The organism is Wolbachia endosymbiont of Encarsia formosa (assembly GCF_039540065.1).
Lineage (GTDB): Bacteria > Pseudomonadota > Alphaproteobacteria > Rickettsiales > Anaplasmataceae > Wolbachia.
The window spans coordinates 647,702-668,390 of sequence record NZ_CP154278.1; the positions used below are offsets into that span (position 1 = coordinate 647,702).

Genomic DNA, 20,689 nt, shown 5'->3' on the forward strand with positions numbered 1-20,689 from the left:
AATAAAGTTTGGCATCACTTTAATATCTAGAACTTCATTAAGTCTGTCAATTGAGAGTTATTTACTCGCTTTTTCTTCAGTATTTGCATAAATATAATGGAGCTGCCAGTTTTTAATGCACTCATTCGACTTTGATGCTCTTCGCAATATCTGATTCTATTAAAGAATTCTTCTTTAATTTAGTTTTTTATGTTTTTTGGATAATGATATAGATAGGTTCCGCTAACACGTAATGGAATATTAAATTGTTTATCTATAGATCCCTGTATCAAGCATTGTAATGAATGCATTCGAGTAGAGATAATGGAACCAAGAGAGCTCTGAGTAGCTGTATAATGAAAATTAGATTATATAAAAACCTCTGACAACACATTCTGTGTTGTATCATTGTCCATAACTGTGTAATCAATATTATATTTATCGAATTCATTGTGCATCCTAGTTAAATGTCCTTTATCATGATCCAAAAGAACACTTACGTAGCTCAAGCTATCATTAAAAAGATCATTATAAATTACTGGAAATTGAACTGTGTAGGATGTTGTACACTCATCTTGACCGTTATTATCTTTACAAAGGGACATTTTTCCTGTTTTGCCAGTATCATCTTTAGTAGAAATAAGAAATTTCATACCTACGTCTTCGTTTTTTGCTATAAACTCCTTACACTTTCTACTTTTTTCAGAACATGGTCCTATAGCTATAGAGTAGCTTTCTTTTGGAAGTGTGAATATTAACTGATGTGTCATAATACTACCTTAATAAAAATCATTATTGTAGTATAGATTTATTAATAAATAATATACATTATGGTATAATTAGTACAAAATAGGTTTAACCAATCTCAGTAGGACTGCCAGTTGGACCCATAAGAATTATTTGTTCACCTTTTTTAAAACATTTACATAAATTAGTGGAACCGCCAGTTTCAAGCACAATAGTAGAAATAAATCCTTTTTTTTTGTCTACTTCAGTGCCGGTTACTGCTATACCTTCCATAGTGAGGTGAGTTTTTCTGCTATTGGTTTCAAAATTTTGCAACCTAAAGAATTGTCCAGGTTTAAAATTCTTTGCCGCAAGTGGTGCTTTGATCACTATTTCCACAACTTTGTCTGTTAAATATTGAACTTTTATAACCTTTGCAGTGAATTTCTCTTTGATTCTATTAAAGAATTCTTTGTTAGCTTGACGGAACAGCGTCACTCCAGCTCGTGACGCTGGCTGATTAGCTGTTTGGATCACTCCACTCAAAAGCTGAGAAATAATAGGGTAGCCGTTCTTAGCACTTGCCATAGCTTTCACGACGCTGCCGCTATACGAAGGGTGAAGATCACCAAAAAAGCTGATTGTTTTATTGCCTTGCTTATATACTAATATTCTGTCTTTATCCTGCATCTTAGGAGAAAATATTGGATCTATTTCTTTTCCTGATGAATTCAAATGAGTAAAATACCCATTACTTAATTTAAAATGCTTTTTATCTTCTGTTGCAATAACTGTATTTGGCTCAGTACCTGCTGCTATAAAAATAGAACGTGCTTTCATGCATTTGATTTCACCGGATTTTGTGTCTATTAGTTTTATTGATTCAGCATGGTTATATTTATCCGTCACAACTTCAACTGGCTCTAAGTTTTCAACAAAGTAAATCCCTTCTGACAGTGCATTTTCCACCTCTTCGCTATTTAATCGATAACTTGGTGAATCTTTTAGCTCTTTTCTATATACAACTTTCACTCCCCCCAAGCTCTGCATTAACTCTAATATTTTTATTTCTCTATTCTCTTTTTTTGCTAACTCTTGTTCTGCTTGGATCAACTGTGCGTGCGATATGAGCTCATTTGCAATTTTGTGTTCTTCCTCTGTCCAATCTTCTTCAATATAGTCCTCTCCATACTTATCAACTAATATCTCATAACGAAGAAGAAATTTTTCTACTTGAATTGGGTAATACGCTAAAGCTTCAGTGGCAGTGTCAATCGCAGTAAGCCCCGCACCTATGACAATTATCGGCATACGAACTTGCAGATTTGCTATAGAATCAAATTTAAGAGCGCCAGTCAGCTGTAACGACATAAGAAAGTCAGATGCCATACGCACTCCACGAGCTAGTATATTCTTTATTTTGATCATTCGTGGCTTGCCAGAGCCAAGCGCTAAAGCGATGTGATCAAAACCCAAGTTGAACGCGTCATCAACATTAATCGTGCCACCAAAACGAATGCCACCATAAAGTGCGAAATTCTCACGTCTTTCCAGCAGTAATCTAATAATCTTTAAGTAATTTTTATCCCACCTAGAAGTAATGCCATATTCTGCCACTCCACCAAACCCACCTGCCGTGCGTTCACTCAATTTTTCGTGTTCAAAATCTTTAATTAGCTGGAAATTATCGATTAAAGGTTCAATCTTTAGTCCATCAATGGCGATAACGTTATGCCCATCATTCAACAAATGATGAGCTAAATTAAAACCCGCAGGACCAAGCCCTACAACTAGGACGTTTTTTCCTGTGTTTCCTTTTGGCAATGGACGCTGAAAATTTAAAGGATTCCAACGGCTAAGCAGAGAATATATTTCAAATCCATACGGTAAACTGAGCACATCATCTAGAATCCTTGTTTCAATCATTGGCACATTTACAGGCTCTTGTTTCTGATATATGCATGAGTTCATGCAATCATTGCATATTCTTTTCCCAGTAGCTGCACATAATGGGTTATCTATTACCACAATTGCAAGGCTTGCTATGCTGTACCCTTCGCTTTTCACCAGATTCATTTCTGATATTTTCTGTTCTAGTGGACAGCCGTGCAATTCAACTTTGAGTGGGGACTGTTTAAAGGTATTGTCGTTATTAATTAGCCCCTTTGAACAACTGTCCTTATTTTGCTTATGACAAAATATGCAGTAATGAGCATTATCCAATGCTTTATTCAAACTCACCTTTTCACTTGTCAAATCAAAACCATGTCGTCTTTTTGTTTTGCTTGAATACAATACCTCAACTTCGTCTACTTCTTTTTTGAAGAACGATACGAGATTTTCGTGATCAATTTTTCTGTGAATACTAAAAAGTATACTCTGTTTATTTTTCACTCTCCACGCTGCATATTGCGCTGCAAATTCTATTTCTTCTTTGTGATCCTCTTTATTTTCCAACCAACGCATCACCTGCTCAGCAAAATTTTTTTCTGTTGTTGGTAGGGCAAGAAAGCGATTTAATTTGCTGGTAACATAATCAATATCTATATCTGCTATATCAGTGTACTTCTTTAATGCATAGCGTTGAACAAATAACCTTTTACACTTATATATTGCAGCAAAGTCGTTGTGCTTTTTCTTTAGCTCCTCTGCTTCTTTTCCAATATTAAAAAGTTTTTCAATAAATTCATCAAGTAAATATGAGAGGTCTATTATTAACTGACTATCTGTCATTTGAGTGGCCAACATTGGTTGTTCTATGGATCCCAGTGTCAAGCACTGGGATGACATCAAAGAAGAAGCTGCTTTTTCTCTTGCTTCAATTAATGAACAAAACAAGCTTTCATCACATGATTTAATATAATTCAAAAATGTCTCATCCAATTTTATTAATCCACTGCGAGTATATAAATTTGAAAATGAGATATTAAGCTGCATTATACAGTATGCACACTGTCTTTTGTATATTACGTATTTTGTAGCATAGCTAAAATCGTTGCTTCTGCAACCTTTTCTTCACCAACACACGCAATACACTCAAATTTACATGCACTTAAACGTGCGTTTTTAACATTAGCTTGCAGAATCAGTGTGTCCCCTGGAGTGACTGGCTTTCTGAATTTTGCATTTTCAATAGACATAAAGTAAATAGCTTTGTTTTCTATTGTACCTTGACTTTCTTTACCAAGAACACATATAGCAGATGCTTGAGCTAGAGATTCAATTATCAAGACTCCTGGCATTATTGGATGACAAGGGAAATGACCAATAAAAAATGGCTCATTAAAAGTCACATTTTTGATTGCTTTTATACTTTTACCAGGATCACACTCTATAACCCTATCTACTAAGAGAAACGGATAAGAATGTGGTAGTATTTTTATAATATCACTGATATTAAATTGCATAAGCCTACTCAATGCTTTGCAAAGCAAATTCAGGTATTTCCTTGTTTACATTTTTTAATACCACATCCGATAAATCGACTTCATCTATGGAGTATAAAACTTGATTCTTTTTTGAAATAAATAGTACTAAATCTATATTGTTTTTTTCTGCCGTTCTTTTAGCAACTTCTTTTATCTTGTTAAAGACACTTTCTACTGCTTCTCTATAATTTTCTTCTAAATGTGACATTTTCTTAGCGTAATTATCCCTAACGCTTACAGTATGCTTACTAAATTGTTCTGTCTTTTCTTTTTTTGCTTCCTCTGACAAAAGGTCAAATTCTTCTTTCGATGGCTTAAATTTTTCTAACTCATTTTCAAATTCTTGCTGTAATCTATAATTCTGCTCCTTTATTTGTTGTTGTATATTTTGCAGACCCAGAGATTTGTTGATAACTTTGTCACTATCAATAATGGCAGCCTTTGTATTAAGCATGCTCTGAGGTTGATACCCTACAAACTTATACCCTACAAATAAGGAAACAATTAAGGCAATGACTGATGTAAATAACTGTATATATTTCATTCAAATCCCCGCTTCAATAGAAATTTTAACGTTTGGTGATGGTATTATATCATAAGTTTCCTTTACTAAAGGAAACCCAAAATCTAATCTAAGTCTACCAAAAGGAGAGGGCATTGAAAAGCCAAAACCTGGTGATACTCTTATAAGCTTACTATCGTAATATTTTCCACTATATATCTCCTTTTCATCTAAACCAAAAAGTGTTGCGTAGTCAACAAATAGTGAGCCTTTGATACCAGCATAGTCGTATAATTTAGATAGTGGAAAATCTACTTGCTGTGTTAAATTAAAATAAGTTTTGCCTCCCAATGAGCTTTTATTTTTGTCTTCTGCTCTTGGTCCAATGCCGGAAAGGTCAAATCCTCTAATTTCATTACCACCTTTAAAAAAGTGCTGGCCAATATTTAGCTCTTTATCGGTATAAGAGAAAATATGACCTGCTGCTATTTTAAAGCGCAATGTTATATCATCATCAATTTTGCTTAGTATAGGGAGTGTATAAAAAGATAAAAACTCAGATTTTAGGAAATTTACATTTCCTCCCAATCCTGAAATATCCTGATTTAAGCGCAACAAGTACCCCTCCTTTGGAGTATATAGATTATCCAATTTATTGTACGCTAACGTGTATCCAACTGATGAGATCTGATACTCACCTTTTTGATCTCTTATTATCTCAGAGATATCCTCATCTTTTCCACTCTTATTGTCCATATGTATATGGTTATATTTATAAGAATAGCTAATAGAGTTGGTTAGATTTTCTAAAATTTTATAAGATAATTTTACTGTTCCTCCCCAGTTACAAGTATCAAAAGTGGTGTTTGGCTTATCTTGTTTTTCATAAAATATACCTATGCCTAATGACGTATCAGAATCGTTAAAATTATTTTCAACAGCGTCTATACTAGTAGAAAGAACATATTGACTTTTTTCAAGAGCAAAAGATACCTCTTTACCACTACCAAATAAATTACGATCTGTGAAATCGGTTTTAACAAATACTCCACCAGGAAGAGACATGCCACCTGTTAAAGATAACGAGGCAGTTCTTTTTTCTTTGACATTTAAATCAAGATTTACTGCATTTTCATCCACTATATAACTATTTATTTTTACTGTTTCAAAAAAATCGCTATATATAAGTTTTCTACGTGATTTTTGAATCTCATATGTGTTATATGCGTCGCCTTCTGCCATGCTAAGTTTTCTTCTAATTACTTTATCTAAAGTGCGGTCATTGCCATCAATAGTAATTTGGTTTATATAAATCTTTTTACCTGGTAGCACTTTGTAAGTTACATCCAAAATATTGTTATGTTGTGTATATTCTGGATTAACTTTTGCAAATATATATCCTTTTTCGTTTAAATGTTTACTTATTTTTTCTGCTGTATTGTTAATTTTAACTCTATTAAATATTTGATTATTTTCCTCTTTGATAAATTCTAATATTTCTTCCCTTAAACTTAAATCCTGAATCTCAGTTTCAATATCAACTTCATTATTTCCAAATAAGTATTGCTGCTTTTCATCAATCAAAAAAGTTAACTCTATTTGGTTGTTATTATCAACCTCAACAATTGGTTGGATATTATTTTGAATATATCCCTTAGATGAATAGAAGAGATCAAGGAGTTCTGTGTTAATCATTAGATATTGAGGTGAATAATGAGTTCCGCTTTTAAAAATGGCTCTAAATAACTTACTAAATATATCATTGCTATGCCTTTTGATAACTTGCTCTAGCTCATTTGCTGAAAAGTTTTTATTACCTATGAATCGTAAACCCTTAATTTTAGACGTTCTTCCTTCTTTTATCTTAAAAATTAGGTTTATCCTATTGCTACCAAGCTTATCTAGCTCATATGCAATTTTAACACCAATTTTACCACTGTTCCTATAAAGAGTAGCTAGATTTATTAAATCGTTTTGTAATTTTGTTTCAGTGAAAATAGTTAGTGATTTTGACTGGATAACGTTATTTAGCAACTCTTTACTGTTAAATAACTTATTGCCTTTCAATATTACTTTGTTAATCAATGGATTCTCATGAATTTTTACTACTAAGTTTTTTTCATCATCGATATAGGCGTTAATACTAGCAAATAACTTTGTTTTGTATAAATCTTTTATAACTGAATCTACATCATCGTCATTTATATGACTACCTGGTTCTAATTTTGTATAAAACCTTATTGTTTGATCACTTACTCGCTCATTGCCAATATACTTAATATTTTTTATCTGTACTTTTTCTTTATTTTCTAGAGCAACAAGTAGAGTGGGAAAAGAAATAAGTATTATTATTAGTATGTGAAATAACTTTTTCATATGTATCTTAAAAAAGATGCCTAATATCATTTGTGATTGCAACTGCCATCAACAAAAACAGTATGGTAGCACCAAAAGTGACTGCATATTTTTGATATTTCAAACTCAAATCTCTACGTATAACTGCTTCTATAATATAATGAAATAAATGCCCACCATCTAGTAGTGGTATTGGCAGCAAGTTAATTGCAGCTAAATTAGCTGAAATAATTGCCATAAAATATAGAACCATCATAAGTCCCTTTTTAGCTGATTGCCCTGAATATTTTGCAATTTTTATTGGTCCACCTATTTCATTTATACTCCTTTTACCAACAACAATTTGAAAGAGTGCTTTGATTGTTAAACACATAGTGTGGTAGGTTTCATTCACTGATAGGCTAGCAGCTCCAAGAAAAGATGACTGTTTTAACCCTATCATATTAATTGAGGTAATTCCTATAGTTTTTCTTTCTATTATGTTACCAAAGACATCTCTATCCTCAACTGTAAACGGAGTTAGAATAGTTCTGTACTCTTCGTTATTTCTGCTATACTTAATTTCTATTCTTGTTTCAGGGTTGGACATTATCACGCGTGAAATATCTTCAAAGTATTTTATTTTGTACTCATTGATCTGTGTAATAGTGTCACCTGGTAATAGGCCAGCTTGCTTTGCTGCACTTTCTTCAATTACATTACCAATTACTGGTGGAGTACGATAATAACCTGCCACGCTGAAAAATATTGTGAAAGCTATAACGGTAAATATCATGTTTGCAAAAGGCCCTGCAAAAACTATTGCTGCTTTTTGATATCGAGGTTTTGTATGGAATGAGTATAATTTTTCTTCTTCAGTTAATTTTTGTTGATCAACAGGAACGCTTGCTGCATTAGTATCCCCTAACATTTTAACGTAGCCACCCAATGGAAAGGCACTTAATTTCCATCTAGTTCCAGATTTGTCGTTAAAACCAAAAATTTCAGGACCAAAGCCTATAGAAAAAGATTCAACTTTAACCTTGCATGCTTTAGCGACAATATAATGCCCACATTCATGCACGAATACTATGATAGAAATTATTAAAGAAAACGATAAAAAATAATATATTCCAGCGCTAAGTTGATGAGAAATTAATTCCACCTATGTTTTAAATCTTAATCAAACGTTGAGTATATTAAAATGCGCCTTGCTTGACAAGTATTTAGTTTAGTCTTTAAATTAAAAAAAAGTTTAATGACAATGATAGATATCTCCTTATTAAGAAGAAAACTGATCTATAGGAGTTGGCATAGGGGTTGTAAAGAAACTGATATACTTTTAGGGCATTTTGCATTGAAATATCTTGATAAATTTTCCTTAAGTGAACTAATTGAATACGAAAAAATAGTTGATCTTGATGATTGCGAGTTATATTGTTACATCACTCGTAAGAAACTTCTCCCCCCTGATTTGAGTAGTGAGGTAGTAGATTTGATTGCTTGCTTTAATCACTTATTCACCCAATAATCTTGTTTACCCTATCTAATACTTCAGCATATTCTACTCTTTTTTTCTCCCTATACTTTTTGTATTCTTGATTTATTTCGTCTAATCGCTTTGTTAATTCTAAAATTTTGTCTTCGAGAGTCAATGCTGCAAGTAAGAAATTTAATGCATCTGAGCCCTTACCTCCAGTTCTTTGAGATATGGAGCTAACTAGCTTGTTGAAGCTATTAGCAAGTTGTAATAAATGGTCCTTCTTTTTACTTTCGCAAGATATTTTATATGTGTTATTATGTATAACTATTTCTACTACTTGCATATGATGCTATATTGTACAACTTTCAAATCTACAATATAGATTTTCATTCATTTATCAAGAGGGATAACTTTTTACTGCTACGAAAATAAGTTTTAAAGTATTGATGTTTTGCAACCTTCTGTGACGTCAAATTACTTGCTTCTTTCAAGTTATAGATTCTAATTGAAAAAGAACCAAACCCCCTGATTTCAACTCTATTATGATATTTCAACGTGTTTGAAAACACTTGAAAAAAAATATCAACTATGGCTGCTATAATGACCTTATCTAACAAAAGGTGTTTTTTTGCCACCCTTGCTGTTATATCAGATTTCGTTGCCATTTATATGAAGCACAAGAAGTTATTTGGCAGATAATATTATATTATACTTTTCAACACCTACTACTTCAACTTGTATTTTTTCTGATATAGAAAACTTTTTATTTTCTGGTAAATGCTCTTGATCTACTAAAAGGGTTACATTGTTCTCAACCTCAACGATTAGACCATTTTCCTCTCTCTTACTTACAGTAACCTGAATTTTATCCCCTACTTTAACTTTCTCTATCAGTTCTTCAAGAGGATCATACTCTATTTGCTTTACTCCAAGATAAATTCTTGTCCGATCTACGTTAGCCCTTATCACTTTTGCTTCTATTTCATCACCTACATTATACTTTTTTATCTCATATGAATTGTTTTTCGACCAACTTAGATTTTGCATATAAATTGTTCCTTCTACGTCCTCAGATATCTCAGAATTATCAAAAGTCACAGATATTTGTGAACCATTGTTGCTTTTAACTTTACCAGAAACAATAGAACCAAGAGGATATTTATCAATAAATACTTGCCAAGGATTCTCTACGCACCTTTTTGTGCTTAAACTCATCTTATTTTTAATAATGTCAATACCGAGAATTTTTACATCCACTTCTTGTCCTATTGTTACAAAACTACTGATTGGTAAATTATTCTTGCTCCAAGTTATTTCTGATGAGTGTACCAAACCCGCAATCCCAGGTTTAATCTCAACAATGAATCCACAATCTTTTATACCCATTACACATCCTTTGTGTACGCTGTTAATTGGACATTTTGACTCTAGATCTTGCCAAGGATTGTCTCCTAATTGTTTTACACCCAGGGAGATTTTTCCATTTTCTCTATCTATTTTTATAATTTTAGTTTTTATATGCTGACCATAAGAAAAAATTGCAGATGGATGACTTACATTACTCCAAGAGATATCTGTAATATGTAGCAGCCCATCTATAACTCCCACTGTATCTGATTCATGAATGCCAACAAATGCACCGTAGTGAGTGATACTTTTTATTTTGCCTTCTACTACATCACCTTCATTTAAAGATTCTAAAAACTTAGTTTTTTCACCAGCATGCAATTTCTCCAATACCAGCTTTCTTGATACTACAATATTCCCCTGCTTCTTATCCATTTTAAGCACGATGAATTTTTGTTCAGTTTCAATAAGGTGATTAGCATCTTTTATTTGCTTCAAATCCACATGACTCAGCGGTAAAAACGCACTTATTCCATCACCAAGATCAACAATAAAACCGCATTTAATTGAGCGTTTAATGATTCCTGTTACTTCATCTTTTGTAACTGCGCTTTCTTCCAATTTATTCCATTTTTCGTCTCTGATTGCTTTCTCACGACTAAGAACAACATTACCATGGTAATCTTCAATTCTTTCAACATAAACTCTAATTTTCGAGCCAACAGTGATATCATCATTATAACTGAGCTCCTTAATCAGAATTCTTCCATCTGACTTTAAACCAACATCAACGACAATGTCATTAGAATTTCTTCTTGTGATTATACCTTCTACCACATCTCCTTCTTTGATTTTGTTAGCAAAAGAATCTTCACAAAAGTCATTATCTTGATTATCAAATTGATCTTGAAATATCTCTTCTATGAACCTATTTGATAATAGTCTCTTGATAGCAACTGTACTTTCCATACCTTTTAATTTTAACTTCATTAGAACTTATATATTATATAATATTAATAATTAGTGACAAGTAAATTCTCATTAATTCATTTCGAGAATTGTTTAATCTATAAAAGATTAAGTTATGTAAGATATGCTATCTAGGAATAATAATTGGATTAGGTCATTTTCCAGAAGATCTAGGTTGAAGTTGAATGTTTTGGAGAAGTATTCTATTAAAAACAGCAAGGAATCTATAAAAAAGATCGTAGACTTACAAAAAAGAATACTGGTAGAAATAGGTTTCGGTAATGGTGAAAATATGCTTCATCAAGCATCCAATGAACCTGATCTATTATTTATAGGATGTGAACCTTATTTAAAGGGGGTTTCTTCCTTGCTAAAAAGTATAGAAGCATACAGCATAAAAAATATTTTAATATGGAAAGAAGATGCAAGAGAATTAATTGTCAATTTTCCTGACCACAGTGTTGAAAAATTCTTTATTTTCTTTCCAGATCCATGGCCAAAAAGAAGTCACAACAAAAGACGGTTAATTAATACGGAATTTTTAAATTTATTAGCAAAAAAAATACTTATCACAGGGGAAATATTTATTGCAACTGATCATCAGGATTATGCAGAGTGGATAGAGTTACATATAAAGCAGTGTAATTCTTTAACCTACAAGGAAGGTAGTTTTCCAAATTATACTCTAACAAAATACCACAGAAAAGCGCTAGAATATCAGCGTAAAATAAAGTTTTTTAAAGTAAGTGTTATGTCTAAAATGATTTAGAATTTACCTCTACTTGTTAGTACAGATGTGTACGTGAAACTCTACAGTGCAAGCAGCTCATCATGTACTGGAAATAACAGTTCACTAAATTCTTTAATCTAACTAGGAAGATCAATAAACTATCAACATTATCAGCCAGCATTGCTTTTGCAACTTCAATTCTACCTTTTTTATGATCGGTTTGGATAATTTTATAACCTATAGCATTTTGTCTAGCAACCAATCTGGTGCTTCTCTACCTTTTTCCCACTTAGCAAATCTCATCTTTTCTTTTAGGTAATATTCTCTATATGCTTCTATTGGGTTACTACATTTATATCGATCAGGTAACGCTTGTGTAAAAGCTTGTATATCAGCTGATCGAAATATTAGCAAATCCTTGTTATTATCGCACCAATCTATAACTTCTTCGGATTTATGCGTTCTTTTGTATCGCAAGCTATATTCTATACACAATTCTTTTCCATGTTTTATTAACCAATCAAAGTTTCCTTTTGATTGTCTAGCCCATAAAGAACAAGGATGGTTTTTGTGAGTAAGTTTATATGGAACTTCTATATTCTGGTTTGTAATGCTAACTAAAGGATTTGGCTCTTTTAATGCTATTGAAAAAACACTGCTAAGCAATTGAGCAGTTTCTAGCGGCATTTTTACTATGTGCTTATCGCATAACATTTGTGCTGCAGTTACAGGATTTTCGTCTAATATAAAGATATTCATCTAAGCACCCAGAGATAGAATTTTTGCGTAGTATTTATTTCAATAAACCCTAAAATATCATTCGGAAAATGGATAAGTTAAATAAGCTCAGTTAAAAAAATTATACACAATTCCGAGGAACCTTTTCAAGCTACAATGAACGTATAGCTACCACTCTAGCAATATTATTTCTCACCCACTGAAGATATTGCACGGTACTGTCTACTTGATCGTCGTGACGGGTTTCTGGAAACATTAAAATCTCATACTCAAAGTCGCTAAGCCATACTGCTTTGTTAGGGAGAAAAACCCGCTCAGATTCTATAATTGGGACAATTCGGTGAAATCTAGTTAATTTGTCATCATGTGGTACTATTTTAATAATAGGTAAATCACTGTTTTTCCTGAGCTCCTGAACCAATTGCTGACCGCTTGCTTTTCCTTCGATTAAAATTGCGTGTGGCTTCCACCTTGCAGCCAGCGATAGAACTTTCTCTTTAAGTTTTGGATATTCAAGTTTTGCGCGATATATATCGAGTAAATAGAATGTATTATCTACTTTTGTCCAGGTAGTGCAGACACTAAAGTCACTTGTATTGTTTGTTGAAATTGCAGTATCCCAACTTTGTGTTACATGCAAGAGGCTATCAGGAAAATTTTTATAGCGCTTCAACCACTCTCGTTTAATTATACCACTTGAAAGTGGTAGAGGATTTTGTTGGTATTGAGCAGCAAAACCATAACTTCCAAGTTCAGCTTTTATCATCTCAATTTCTTCTTTTCCTTCATTGAGGTGATATAGCAACTGACCTTCTTCTCTTGAGTATAATGCCCTTTCAGGTACAGCGCGTGACCATTCTTTTACGGTTGAATGTTCTGAATCGCGTTGTCTCGGCACTGGAATGACAGGTTCGATTGAATAAATAATCTCCTTATCTTCAGCTATTATTGGTAAACAGATATGGTGCCATATGTTTTTTGGTTTACAGAGGAGGTGACCGGTTAAATCTTCCAGGTGTAACCTGTGCATTACAAGAACAATGACTCCTTTTTTTCTGTCGTTGAGTCTGGTCACTAAAGCCTGATCAAACCAGTTTGCAGCACGCTTTCTAAATGTTTCGCTCAAAGCTTGTGCGGGACTTAGTGGATCATCCACGATAATGAAATCTCCACCTTCACCGGTTAATGTTCCCCCAACTGATGTTGCAATCCTACATCCTCTTTGCACTGTTTGAAATTTATATTTAGTGTTTTGATCTTTGCATAATTCTACTTTCGGAAATAGCTCTCTATACCAATCAGATTGCATTATGCACCTTGTATCGAGTGAGTGCTTTTCGCTAAGCAACCGAGAATAACTTGCAACTATTATTCTTGCAGTTGGCTGATTTCCAAGTATCCATGCGGGCCATGCAACACTTACACAAATGGACTTCATTGAACGCGGCGGCATATTGAATATTATTATTCTTGCTTCACCAGCGCTTGCTGCTTCAAGCCTTTCTGCTATGACTTTTATATATTGATAATCATTATACTCACACCCCGGCACTACCGTTTGAAAGCATAATTCAATGAATTTGAGAAGGTTTATATTGTTCATAAAATTGAGATTTTGTTGATTTTTTAAGATTTTTTTGTATAATTATAGTGAGAGTTAAAATATGAAAGAAATAAGAGAGCAAACTGAGAGAGAATTTATAAAAACTCAAAACGGGATGAAAATTGAGACAATTACGCTTCTTGGTAAAAATCAAAATAGTAATCAAGGTGAAAAACATCTGATATAATTTATTGGCGGAAATAGAGCATTAAGTCCTAGTAAAGATTATTCCCAAAATTGGAATTGGGTCACAGAGCAATGTACATCTCTTTAATTATCCTGGACTTGATTTAAGTAAAAACAGTTCATTGATACGTAGCAATAGAGTTAAATCTGGTATAGCAGTTGTAACTAACTTGTTGGAAAAAGGTATAAAACCAGATGATATTATATTGTTTGGAGACTGCCTAGGTGGACATGTGTCTGCAGAGGTTCATAAAAATTTTAAGTGTAATGATATACATTTAAGATGCATCGTTAGCAATGCTGCAAGTTCACTTAAACAAGCTTCTCTTTATTATTTTGGATTCATAGCAAAATTAAAAATTTTTCTTGCTCCGATAATCAAATTGGTACTAAAGATTTTTGGCTGCCACTGGAAGACATATAAAATCGTAAATTCAATTACTCCTTATACAATCTACTTTAATCGAGAGGGAGATAAAACGATAAAACAGCCAGCGCAACTTGCAACAGAAATAGAAAAAATAGATCAAAGAGGTAGAAGGAAAGATTATCAAAAGAAAGAAATATTTGAAGATTTTGAGGAATATGAAGGCTTTTTTAAGCAGCATACAACATTAAGAAAGAATGATAAATGTATTGATTCTAAAAAATCTGATAAAGATATACATAAATTGCCAATTACGTGTTTAAAGTCTTCCAACAAAACTGATTACACTTTTCCTGAGTTTATATATTCACATTACAGATGAACATTTTTCTAAATATGGCTCATTAAATAATGAAGAGAAGATTAAAGCATTTAAAGAAAGTAAATTTTATAAAGATTTTTCAAGCTGCAAAAATTCAAAGGACTTTTTGCATAATTACATGAAGAAGCAAGAGCATCCTTTGATGTCATTTCAGCATGTGATAATAGAATCTGGGTAAAAAAGACCTTTCTTAACAAGTCAAAGAAGGCTATTTGCTCTTAACTTGACGCGTATACTTTTTTTAACATTTGAGCCATCTGTATCTGTTCAGATGCATGCAAATATTGAAACCAGTGTTTCTTTTCTTATCATCCGAGTACTTGGATCCAGAAGAATTAATTGTGAACAAATAGCTATACGATATTTTCAATGAAGTTACAAAAAAGCTGGATTCCAAACTGGAATGACACCGTCATAAACTGCTAGGTCTTCATGATGTCATTCCAGTCCTCATAGTGTTTATCCCGGCCTTTATAATTTCACCCCAGTGTCCTCTTTCTCTTGTCATCCCAGTACTTGATACTGGGATCCAGATGCATGGCTAATGCTGAAACCAATACTCCCTTTTCTTGTCATACGAGTACTGGGACCCAGAAGACTCAGGTAATAAGAACTAGATTCCAGCGCCACGCGCTGGAATGACACCGTCATAAACTGCTAGGTCTTCATAATATCATACTAGTACTAGTATCCAACTAAATTGGTGAACACTTTACAGCATTTTTGATGGAAAGAACTAGATGCCAGTGTCAAGCACTGACCCATTTTTCCTTAAGTTTTTGCATCTTGTGTTCTATTACAAAACCACTGTGGTACTAACGAGCGGTAAAATGGTAGCGAATCTAAACTAAAAAGAATGCATTCTTACACTGCTTGAAAGTTTACTCAATTCGATTTTAAAACAATTATTGAAACAATTCAAATATACTTTGTGTGTGGTTAAGATAGCTCTGGAATAGTATAAAGAACTATGTCATCATTGAAGAGAAATTCATCTGTTGCTGTGTACTCTTTATTAATTTTATAAGAATCATAAATATCGTAATCTGCTTTTCTATGGTAATCACAATATTGAAACTTACCCTCTTTATTAAAAACGCCAAATTGATCAATTAATGTAGCCATTTTCTTACCTTTTACACTTTTTGTTAATTCAAATACATCAGCTGGGCAGTGGCCTGAAGAATCTTGATTAGTAGTTCCTTTTGCAATAAAAAAAGATGGTTTATCGTTAAGTAACTTGCAGAAATTTTGCTTATATTCCTTTTTCATACAGTTTAAACTTATATATTGATATTTATCTGGAATATTTGAGTATTGAGAATCGTATTTTTTATGTTCAAAAAACTCATTACCTAAGAAATTACAAAACGTTAATTTATAATCATCATTATTACTAGACTTAACGACTTTAAGATAATGAAAGTCTCTAGGAATTTTTATCTCTTCTTCTGTAATGTGATTATGTATGACCAATTGGTCATCAAGCATGCAGTAACCTATTTTTGGTAAAGTAGCTACAAGCTTACCATTCAACATGATATTTGCTTGATAGATATCATCCGATAATTCTTTTCCCTTCTGCAAAGTAAAATCCTGCCCTGCCTTAGCTGGTGTACTGCACTGCTCAGTCTTAGTTAAGTTTTTTATTATTGTTGATACCTCACTAATTTCTAATATATCATGTTCATTTTTTGTGTATTGATACTTATAGCAACTACCATCTTCACATACTGGAAGACATTTTCCTTCTTCATCTGATATATAGATATAATCACCTTCTATTGTAAAATAAAGTCCACTTTTTTCTTCTTTAATCTTTTCTAGTACTGGGTCATTTTCATCGTTAAAATTGATAAAATTGAGTACTCCAGTTATATCTCTACCAGACAATTTGAGGCCAAAGTCAGGACTATCTTTTATGTTGTAAAGCGAAATCAAGATAGGTTTTGATTCAAGCTTTTCTATAATATTGTTTCTATTTGTACTTATTATAGCTTCTTGTTATACAATAAGATCCTCTTTAATAGAGTTTCCACTTTCATCAGATCTTTCTTCCTGCAGGGGTAAGTTTCCTTCATATAAAGATATTTTATCTCCCTGCTTCTTTAACTTTAAACCATTAATATTCTATACTTTAATTGGACCAATATGTGAATGGATAACCTTACTATTTTTGTTTAATATATAATATTCAGCAGGAAGTTTAATCAATTTTTTATAGAGCGGATTTTTATCCTCTATTTTAAATATATGTTTTTCCATGATATTACCTTAAATAACCAACAACTTTCTGATTAATGGCACTTAGGCTACTAGGAGGAGAGACATAACTCATAAAACTCCTTGGCTGCTCATTATCTGCAACTATTTTTTCAGTATTAACGAAAGCTCTTTGCTGCTCATTTAATCTTTTTTCCATATGATCTTTGAAATTAGCCAAACATTTACTAGTTTGTTTGTAATCAGGTAATGATTTTTTCGCAGCTACACATAAGAGCTTCAACAACTCATTATGATTTTCATCATTAGATAATGACTTATTTATAATGGTTGACTGCAGTTCTACTGGATTAAAATTTAGACTTTTCTTTGAAATGCCGCATTTCACAGCTGTTTCTCCTAATACTTCTTCAAATTTTTTTACAATATCTACTGCATCTATTATTTTTGTCACTCGATTAAGCTCCTCTATTTCATTTTTTACTTTATATTCGTCCTGTCCTACCGCAGGGTAAAAGAAATTTATTACTTGAGATATAAATGAAGTTGGTCTGCTTGCTCAGCTTGTCACTGATGATTTTTTAGCTTCCCTCCTTCTTCTACGTGCACTACAAACTTGATCTGTAGGATTTGCTGTGCAAAACATATCTCTTACGCTATCATGAAATGCTTCCGCGTTGTTTGCGGATTGCAGTGCTTGATCAGAAGAATCTTCAGCTTCTCCTGTAAGATTCACTGTTTGATTGTGTAGTATTTTAACCTTATCTTCCGTATCTTTAGCTTGTTTGGCAAAACCTTCTGAAGCATTTTTAGCTGCCTCTGCTGCTTTTTTAGCATCCAGAGTTTCATTTTTTGCTTTTCTTATCTCACGTAAAAACTGATCAACTAATGTAGCACCTATTCCATCTTCTCCCTTGGAACCTGGCAATCCATTCGCACCTGGAGCTCCGGTATCTCCTTTTGGACCTTGTGGACCTGGCATACCCTTAAGACCAGATCTACCAACCTGACCTTTGGGCCCTTGAAGACCTATATCACCTTTGTCACCTTTTGATCCATTTATGCCGGATGCTCCAATTTCTCCTTTCTCACCCATATCACCTTTTATTCCCATGGCTCCGTCTAATCCTTTAGGACCAATATCTCCCTTTGTTCCATTTATACCTGGCTCACCTTTTATGCCTGGCTCTCCCTTAGGACCTTCTGGACCTTGCAATCCATCTGTTCCGGTATCTCCTTTATCACCTTTAGAACCAGTATCTCCTCTCTCACCTTTTAGACCTTGAGAACCAGGCTCACCTTTCCAACCCCTTGGCCCACTCGTTCCACTTTCACCTCGCACACCTCTATCACCCTTTATACCTTTTGTTCCATCTATACCTGGCTTACCCTGAGAACCAGATTTTCCCTTGTTGCCTTTTGGACCCAAATGGCCTGGTTCACCTTTAGACCCAGTATCTCCTTTGGGACCTTTTATCTTTCCTGGATTTTGTCTCAACTCTTCTGCTATTCCTTCACGTAAGACTGGATCATTTACCAGCACTTTTTTATCTTGATCATCTTTTGCTTCTAGTACTGCTCTTCCTAATTCACCTACTTTTTGAGTGTCAAAGAACTGATGAACAATATTTTCAACTATTGTTTTTGCTGCATTCACATCGCTTTTTAATTTGGCATACTCAAGCAAATACTCAACTAATTTTTCCTTGTCTATTTCTTGATTCACGATTTCTAGAGCCTCTGGCTGCTTATTTAAATCACTATGAAGCAGAAGATACTTAGCAAGTGCCCAATTGCTCACCTTACCTTTTATAAGGTCGTTAACTTCTATCTAGCTCATACTGCTTCTATCAACAAGTAGTTTAGCAAGATTTTCTGCAAATTTTTCATATTTTTGGAAGGCTATAGGATCGGGATTATTTTTCTTTGTGGCATCGCTTGTTATCTTACTCACAGTATCTTTTATAATGTTTTCTGCTTCCTCTAAAGAAAGTTTACTTACTACTCCTTCAGTAAGTTTTGCTACATCAATTTTATTCACAAGTTCCTGCGAATTAAGATTAATTTTACCGGCAATCTGAGTTGCAAGATTTTCACCTTTGATACCATTTGCGTTAAGAACTGCTTCTCCTAGCTCAGCTTTTTTACTGGTAACTAATTCAGTTGCAATTTCTATAGCACTTGAGGCATCTCCCTTCTCACCTTTTGAGCCAGAGTATTTCCTTTAGAACCTTCTGGACCAGGAAAACCTCGGTCACCCTTATTACCTTTGGAACCTTGTTCGCCCTTTAACCCCCGTTCACCGTTACGACCTGGTTCGCCCTTTTGGCCTGGAGGACCTTGTATGCCCTTAACTAACGCTTTTAAAGAATCTTCTTGCTTTACACGCTCACCAAAAAAATGTGCTATTCTTTCTGAAAATCCCATGGAATTACGCTGATCTTCTTCCATTATAGCTGCTGCTAAAGGATATAGATGGGCTCTGTTAGAAGAAAATTCGGTAACAACTTGATTAATACTTGGAGTTATTCCATTAGTGCCTTGATTTCCTTTTTCTCCTTTAGGTCCTTGATCGCCTTTTGATCCATGCGCACCTGACGATCCAGTATCCCCCTTGTTACCTTGAGGACCAGGCGCTCCATCGAAGCCTCTATCACCTTTTTGTCCCCTTTCACCTGGCTCACCTTTAGGACCTTGTACACCAGTACGTTCTAATCTGTCTATTCTGCGTTTTAAAAGTGCAATTTCTGTTTATAAATTTATATGTTCTTGAATATTCACATCAACCTCCAAAAAGTTATCGAAATTTTCTAAGTTATAATAATAAGGATATGGACCTGGTCTATTGTCGTGCTCATACCTAAAAGAATTAGGGTTAAAATTATAAAAATTTTTGCATGTGCTATTTTCATGCGATATGCAACCAACATAACTATTGCCTAACTTTTTTACTGCGAAATAGGTATCTTGCGCTTTCAAGCTCTCCATTTCATGAAAAGGGAATAGCTGGAATATATTGTTTATACGAGTAAATGCTGAAAGGATATCATTCAATATGCCAATTTTTCTACCAGTGAAATTATATACCTGAGCTCTCCTATATGATTTGTATATATTTATTGATTCTTTAAACAAATAGTCTCCTATTTTTATTTTGAGTCTTTTATCAGGTGAACTTTTAAGATCTTACAAAATAAGACTGACATTTTCGCTACTAATTATGTCTTTTGGATCTATTAAAACTTTCCTGTTTTCTAGCAGTTCATAATAAATACTACAGCTTTCACGATTATATGCCTTAACATGTAAACCATCTGTGTAACCATGAGGTATACGATCAATAGTATCTATCATAGTATCGTTGCCATCATAGTAATAATAAGGTTGATCAGAGGTAGTAACTAAAGCAAATTTGTAATCATTTCTTACGCTTTCTAGCTTTAGTTGTAGCCCTTGAGATAAGTCGTTTAGTATACTTCCCACGTCATGCTTCAAATCCCAAATTTGAAAACGCAGATCAATATTGTTGTCGATGATAATGTAAGATACACTAGGCAGGCTAAATGTTGTTTTGTTATTTAATCTTATTTGTGCAGGTATCCTACGACCAGTTCTATTATTACAATCGTTTTGTGGAATATCTTCCTTTTCTAGTTTAAAACGCATCTCCACCTCCCTTTGCGATTAGATAT

At 33.5% G+C, this 20,689-nt stretch carries 22 protein-coding genes; 4 read left to right on the top strand and 18 right to left on the bottom strand.

What is annotated here, in order from left to right; all coding sequences use genetic code 11:
* Nucleotides 1-347 precede the first annotated feature (347 nt).
* From AAE962_RS03495 to rseP, 6 genes are all read right to left on the bottom strand, one after another.
* The gene (locus AAE962_RS03495; protein WP_343288593.1) at nt 348-749 is read right to left on the bottom strand and encodes a hypothetical protein; all 402 of its coding nucleotides are present in this window, start codon (nt 747-749) and stop codon (nt 348-350) included.
* 85 nt (nt 750-834) lie between these two features.
* Nucleotides 835-3,642, bottom strand: coding sequence for an FAD-dependent oxidoreductase (locus tag AAE962_RS03500; protein WP_343288594.1), 2,808 nt, complete (start codon nt 3,640-3,642; stop codon nt 835-837).
* Between the two features lie 29 nt (nt 3,643-3,671).
* Nucleotides 3,672-4,112, bottom strand: a complete 441-nt coding sequence (fabZ, locus tag AAE962_RS03505; protein ID WP_343288595.1) for a 3-hydroxyacyl-ACP dehydratase FabZ — start codon at nt 4,110-4,112, stop codon at nt 3,672-3,674.
* A 4-nt stretch (nt 4,113-4,116) separates the two neighbouring features.
* Nucleotides 4,117-4,677, bottom strand: a complete 561-nt coding sequence (locus AAE962_RS03510) for an OmpH family outer membrane protein (protein ID WP_343288596.1) — start codon at nt 4,675-4,677, stop codon at nt 4,117-4,119.
* The gene (gene bamA, locus AAE962_RS03515; RefSeq protein WP_343288597.1) at nt 4,678-7,011 is read right to left on the bottom strand and encodes an outer membrane protein assembly factor BamA; all 2,334 of its coding nucleotides are present in this window, start codon (nt 7,009-7,011) and stop codon (nt 4,678-4,680) included.
* A gap of 7 nt (nt 7,012-7,018) precedes the next feature.
* Nucleotides 7,019-8,134, bottom strand: a complete 1,116-nt coding sequence (rseP, locus tag AAE962_RS03520; RefSeq protein WP_064085479.1) for an RIP metalloprotease RseP — start codon at nt 8,132-8,134, stop codon at nt 7,019-7,021.
* 99 nt (nt 8,135-8,233) lie between these two features.
* Between rseP and AAE962_RS03525 the strand changes: the two genes are divergently transcribed.
* Nucleotides 8,234-8,500 (top strand): succinate dehydrogenase assembly factor 2, encoded by a 267-nt coding sequence (locus AAE962_RS03525; protein WP_343289574.1) that lies wholly within the window; start codon nt 8,234-8,236, stop codon nt 8,498-8,500.
* Here AAE962_RS03525 and AAE962_RS03530 read toward each other — a convergent pair.
* From AAE962_RS03530 to AAE962_RS03540, 3 genes are read right to left on the bottom strand one after another with little or no spacing between them, the layout of a single operon-like run.
* Complete coding sequence (locus tag AAE962_RS03530; RefSeq protein ID WP_343288598.1) at nt 8,490-8,795, bottom strand: cell division protein ZapA; 306 nt, start codon at nt 8,793-8,795, stop codon at nt 8,490-8,492. The genes AAE962_RS03525 and AAE962_RS03530 overlap by 11 nt on opposite strands.
* Nucleotides 8,796-8,838: 43 nt before the next feature.
* Complete coding sequence (locus tag AAE962_RS03535; protein ID WP_343288599.1) at nt 8,839-9,117, bottom strand: HU family DNA-binding protein; 279 nt, start codon at nt 9,115-9,117, stop codon at nt 8,839-8,841.
* Nucleotides 9,118-9,136: 19 nt separating this feature from the next.
* Nucleotides 9,137-10,789: a 30S ribosomal protein S1 gene (locus tag AAE962_RS03540; RefSeq protein ID WP_343288600.1), complete on the bottom strand. Its 1,653-nt coding sequence runs from the start codon at nt 10,787-10,789 to the stop codon at nt 9,137-9,139.
* 103 nt (nt 10,790-10,892) lie between these two features.
* Between AAE962_RS03540 and trmB the strand changes: the two genes are divergently transcribed.
* Nucleotides 10,893-11,537, top strand: a complete 645-nt coding sequence (gene trmB, locus AAE962_RS03545) for a tRNA (guanosine(46)-N7)-methyltransferase TrmB (protein ID WP_343288601.1) — start codon at nt 10,893-10,895, stop codon at nt 11,535-11,537.
* Between the two features lie 198 nt (nt 11,538-11,735).
* Here the strand turns inward: trmB and AAE962_RS03550 are convergent, their stop codons facing one another.
* Both AAE962_RS03550 and terL read right to left on the bottom strand, forming a co-directional pair.
* Nucleotides 11,736-12,257, bottom strand: coding sequence for a pyrimidine dimer DNA glycosylase/endonuclease V (locus AAE962_RS03550; RefSeq protein WP_006013204.1), 522 nt, complete (start codon nt 12,255-12,257; stop codon nt 11,736-11,738).
* 130 nt (nt 12,258-12,387) lie between these two features.
* Nucleotides 12,388-13,839, bottom strand: a complete 1,452-nt coding sequence (terL, locus tag AAE962_RS03555; protein WP_343288602.1) for a phage terminase large subunit — start codon at nt 13,837-13,839, stop codon at nt 12,388-12,390.
* Nucleotides 13,840-13,900: 61 nt separating this feature from the next.
* Here terL and AAE962_RS03560 point away from each other — a divergent pair, with 61 nt between their 5' ends.
* Entirely contained in the window at nt 13,901-14,026 is a 126-nt protein-coding gene (locus AAE962_RS03560) for a hypothetical protein (protein WP_343288603.1), read from the top strand.
* Between the two features lie 121 nt (nt 14,027-14,147).
* On the top strand, nt 14,148-14,774 hold the full coding sequence (locus tag AAE962_RS03565; RefSeq protein WP_343288604.1) for an alpha/beta hydrolase: 627 nt from the start codon (nt 14,148-14,150) through the stop codon (nt 14,772-14,774).
* Nucleotides 14,775-15,713: 939 nt separating this feature from the next.
* Here the strand turns inward: AAE962_RS03565 and AAE962_RS03570 are convergent.
* From AAE962_RS03570 to AAE962_RS03600, 7 genes are all read right to left on the bottom strand, one after another.
* Nucleotides 15,714-16,715 carry a hypothetical protein gene (locus AAE962_RS03570; protein ID WP_343288605.1) on the bottom strand — a complete coding sequence of 334 codons (1,002 nt, stop codon included), beginning with the start codon at nt 16,713-16,715 and terminating at the stop codon, nt 15,714-15,716.
* A 328-nt stretch (nt 16,716-17,043) separates the two neighbouring features.
* Nucleotides 17,044-17,451: a hypothetical protein gene (locus tag AAE962_RS03575; protein ID WP_343288606.1), complete on the bottom strand. Its 408-nt coding sequence runs from the start codon at nt 17,449-17,451 to the stop codon at nt 17,044-17,046.
* Between the two features lie 105 nt (nt 17,452-17,556).
* On the bottom strand, nt 17,557-18,798 hold the full coding sequence (locus tag AAE962_RS03580; protein ID WP_343288607.1) for a hypothetical protein: 1,242 nt from the start codon (nt 18,796-18,798) through the stop codon (nt 17,557-17,559).
* A gap of 30 nt (nt 18,799-18,828) precedes the next feature.
* On the bottom strand, nt 18,829-19,038 hold the full coding sequence (locus AAE962_RS03585; protein WP_343288608.1) for a hypothetical protein: 210 nt from the start codon (nt 19,036-19,038) through the stop codon (nt 18,829-18,831).
* Nucleotides 19,039-19,169: 131 nt separating this feature from the next.
* A complete protein-coding gene (locus tag AAE962_RS03590) occupies nt 19,170-19,424 on the bottom strand; it encodes a collagen-like protein (protein ID WP_343288609.1) in 255 nt (84 codons plus the stop codon).
* A gap of 324 nt (nt 19,425-19,748) precedes the next feature.
* A complete protein-coding gene (locus AAE962_RS03595; protein ID WP_343288610.1) occupies nt 19,749-20,132 on the bottom strand; it encodes a hypothetical protein in 384 nt (127 codons plus the stop codon).
* A 51-nt stretch (nt 20,133-20,183) separates the two neighbouring features.
* Nucleotides 20,184-20,663, bottom strand: coding sequence for a hypothetical protein (locus AAE962_RS03600; RefSeq protein ID WP_343288611.1), 480 nt, complete (start codon nt 20,661-20,663; stop codon nt 20,184-20,186).
* Nucleotides 20,664-20,689: the final 26 nt, after the last annotated feature.

Excerpts from the sequence above, each read along its gene's own strand:
- AAE962_RS03510 (WP_343288596.1), bottom strand. The coding sequence starts at position 4,677 with ATGAAATATATACAGTTATTTACATCAGTCATTGCCTTAATTGTTTCC.
- AAE962_RS03560 (WP_343288603.1), top strand. The coding sequence starts at position 13,901 with ATGAAAGAAATAAGAGAGCAAACTGAGAGAGAATTTATAAAAACTCAA.
- AAE962_RS03530 (WP_343288598.1), bottom strand. The coding sequence starts at position 8,795 with ATGCAAGTAGTAGAAATAGTTATACATAATAACACATATAAAATATCT.
- AAE962_RS03525 (WP_343289574.1), top strand. The coding sequence starts at position 8,234 with ATGATAGATATCTCCTTATTAAGAAGAAAACTGATCTATAGGAGTTGG.
- AAE962_RS03590 (WP_343288609.1), bottom strand. The coding sequence starts at position 19,424 with ATGGGATTTTCAGAAAGAATAGCACATTTTTTTGGTGAGCGTGTAAAG.
- AAE962_RS03495 (WP_343288593.1), bottom strand. The coding sequence starts at position 749 with ATGACACATCAGTTAATATTCACACTTCCAAAAGAAAGCTACTCTATA.
- fabZ (WP_343288595.1), bottom strand. The coding sequence starts at position 4,112 with ATGCAATTTAATATCAGTGATATTATAAAAATACTACCACATTCTTAT.
- AAE962_RS03540 (WP_343288600.1), bottom strand. The coding sequence starts at position 10,789 with ATGAAGTTAAAATTAAAAGGTATGGAAAGTACAGTTGCTATCAAGAGA.
- trmB (WP_343288601.1), top strand. The coding sequence starts at position 10,893 with ATGCTATCTAGGAATAATAATTGGATTAGGTCATTTTCCAGAAGATCT.
- AAE962_RS03500 (WP_343288594.1), bottom strand. The coding sequence starts at position 3,642 with ATGCAGCTTAATATCTCATTTTCAAATTTATATACTCGCAGTGGATTA.
- bamA (WP_343288597.1), bottom strand. The coding sequence starts at position 7,011 with ATGAAAAAGTTATTTCACATACTAATAATAATACTTATTTCTTTTCCC.
- AAE962_RS03550 (WP_006013204.1), bottom strand. The coding sequence starts at position 12,257 with ATGAATATCTTTATATTAGACGAAAATCCTGTAACTGCAGCACAAATG.
- AAE962_RS03600 (WP_343288611.1), bottom strand. The coding sequence starts at position 20,663 with ATGCGTTTTAAACTAGAAAAGGAAGATATTCCACAAAACGATTGTAAT.
- terL (WP_343288602.1), bottom strand. The coding sequence starts at position 13,839 with ATGAACAATATAAACCTTCTCAAATTCATTGAATTATGCTTTCAAACG.
- AAE962_RS03535 (WP_343288599.1), bottom strand. The coding sequence starts at position 9,117 with ATGGCAACGAAATCTGATATAACAGCAAGGGTGGCAAAAAAACACCTT.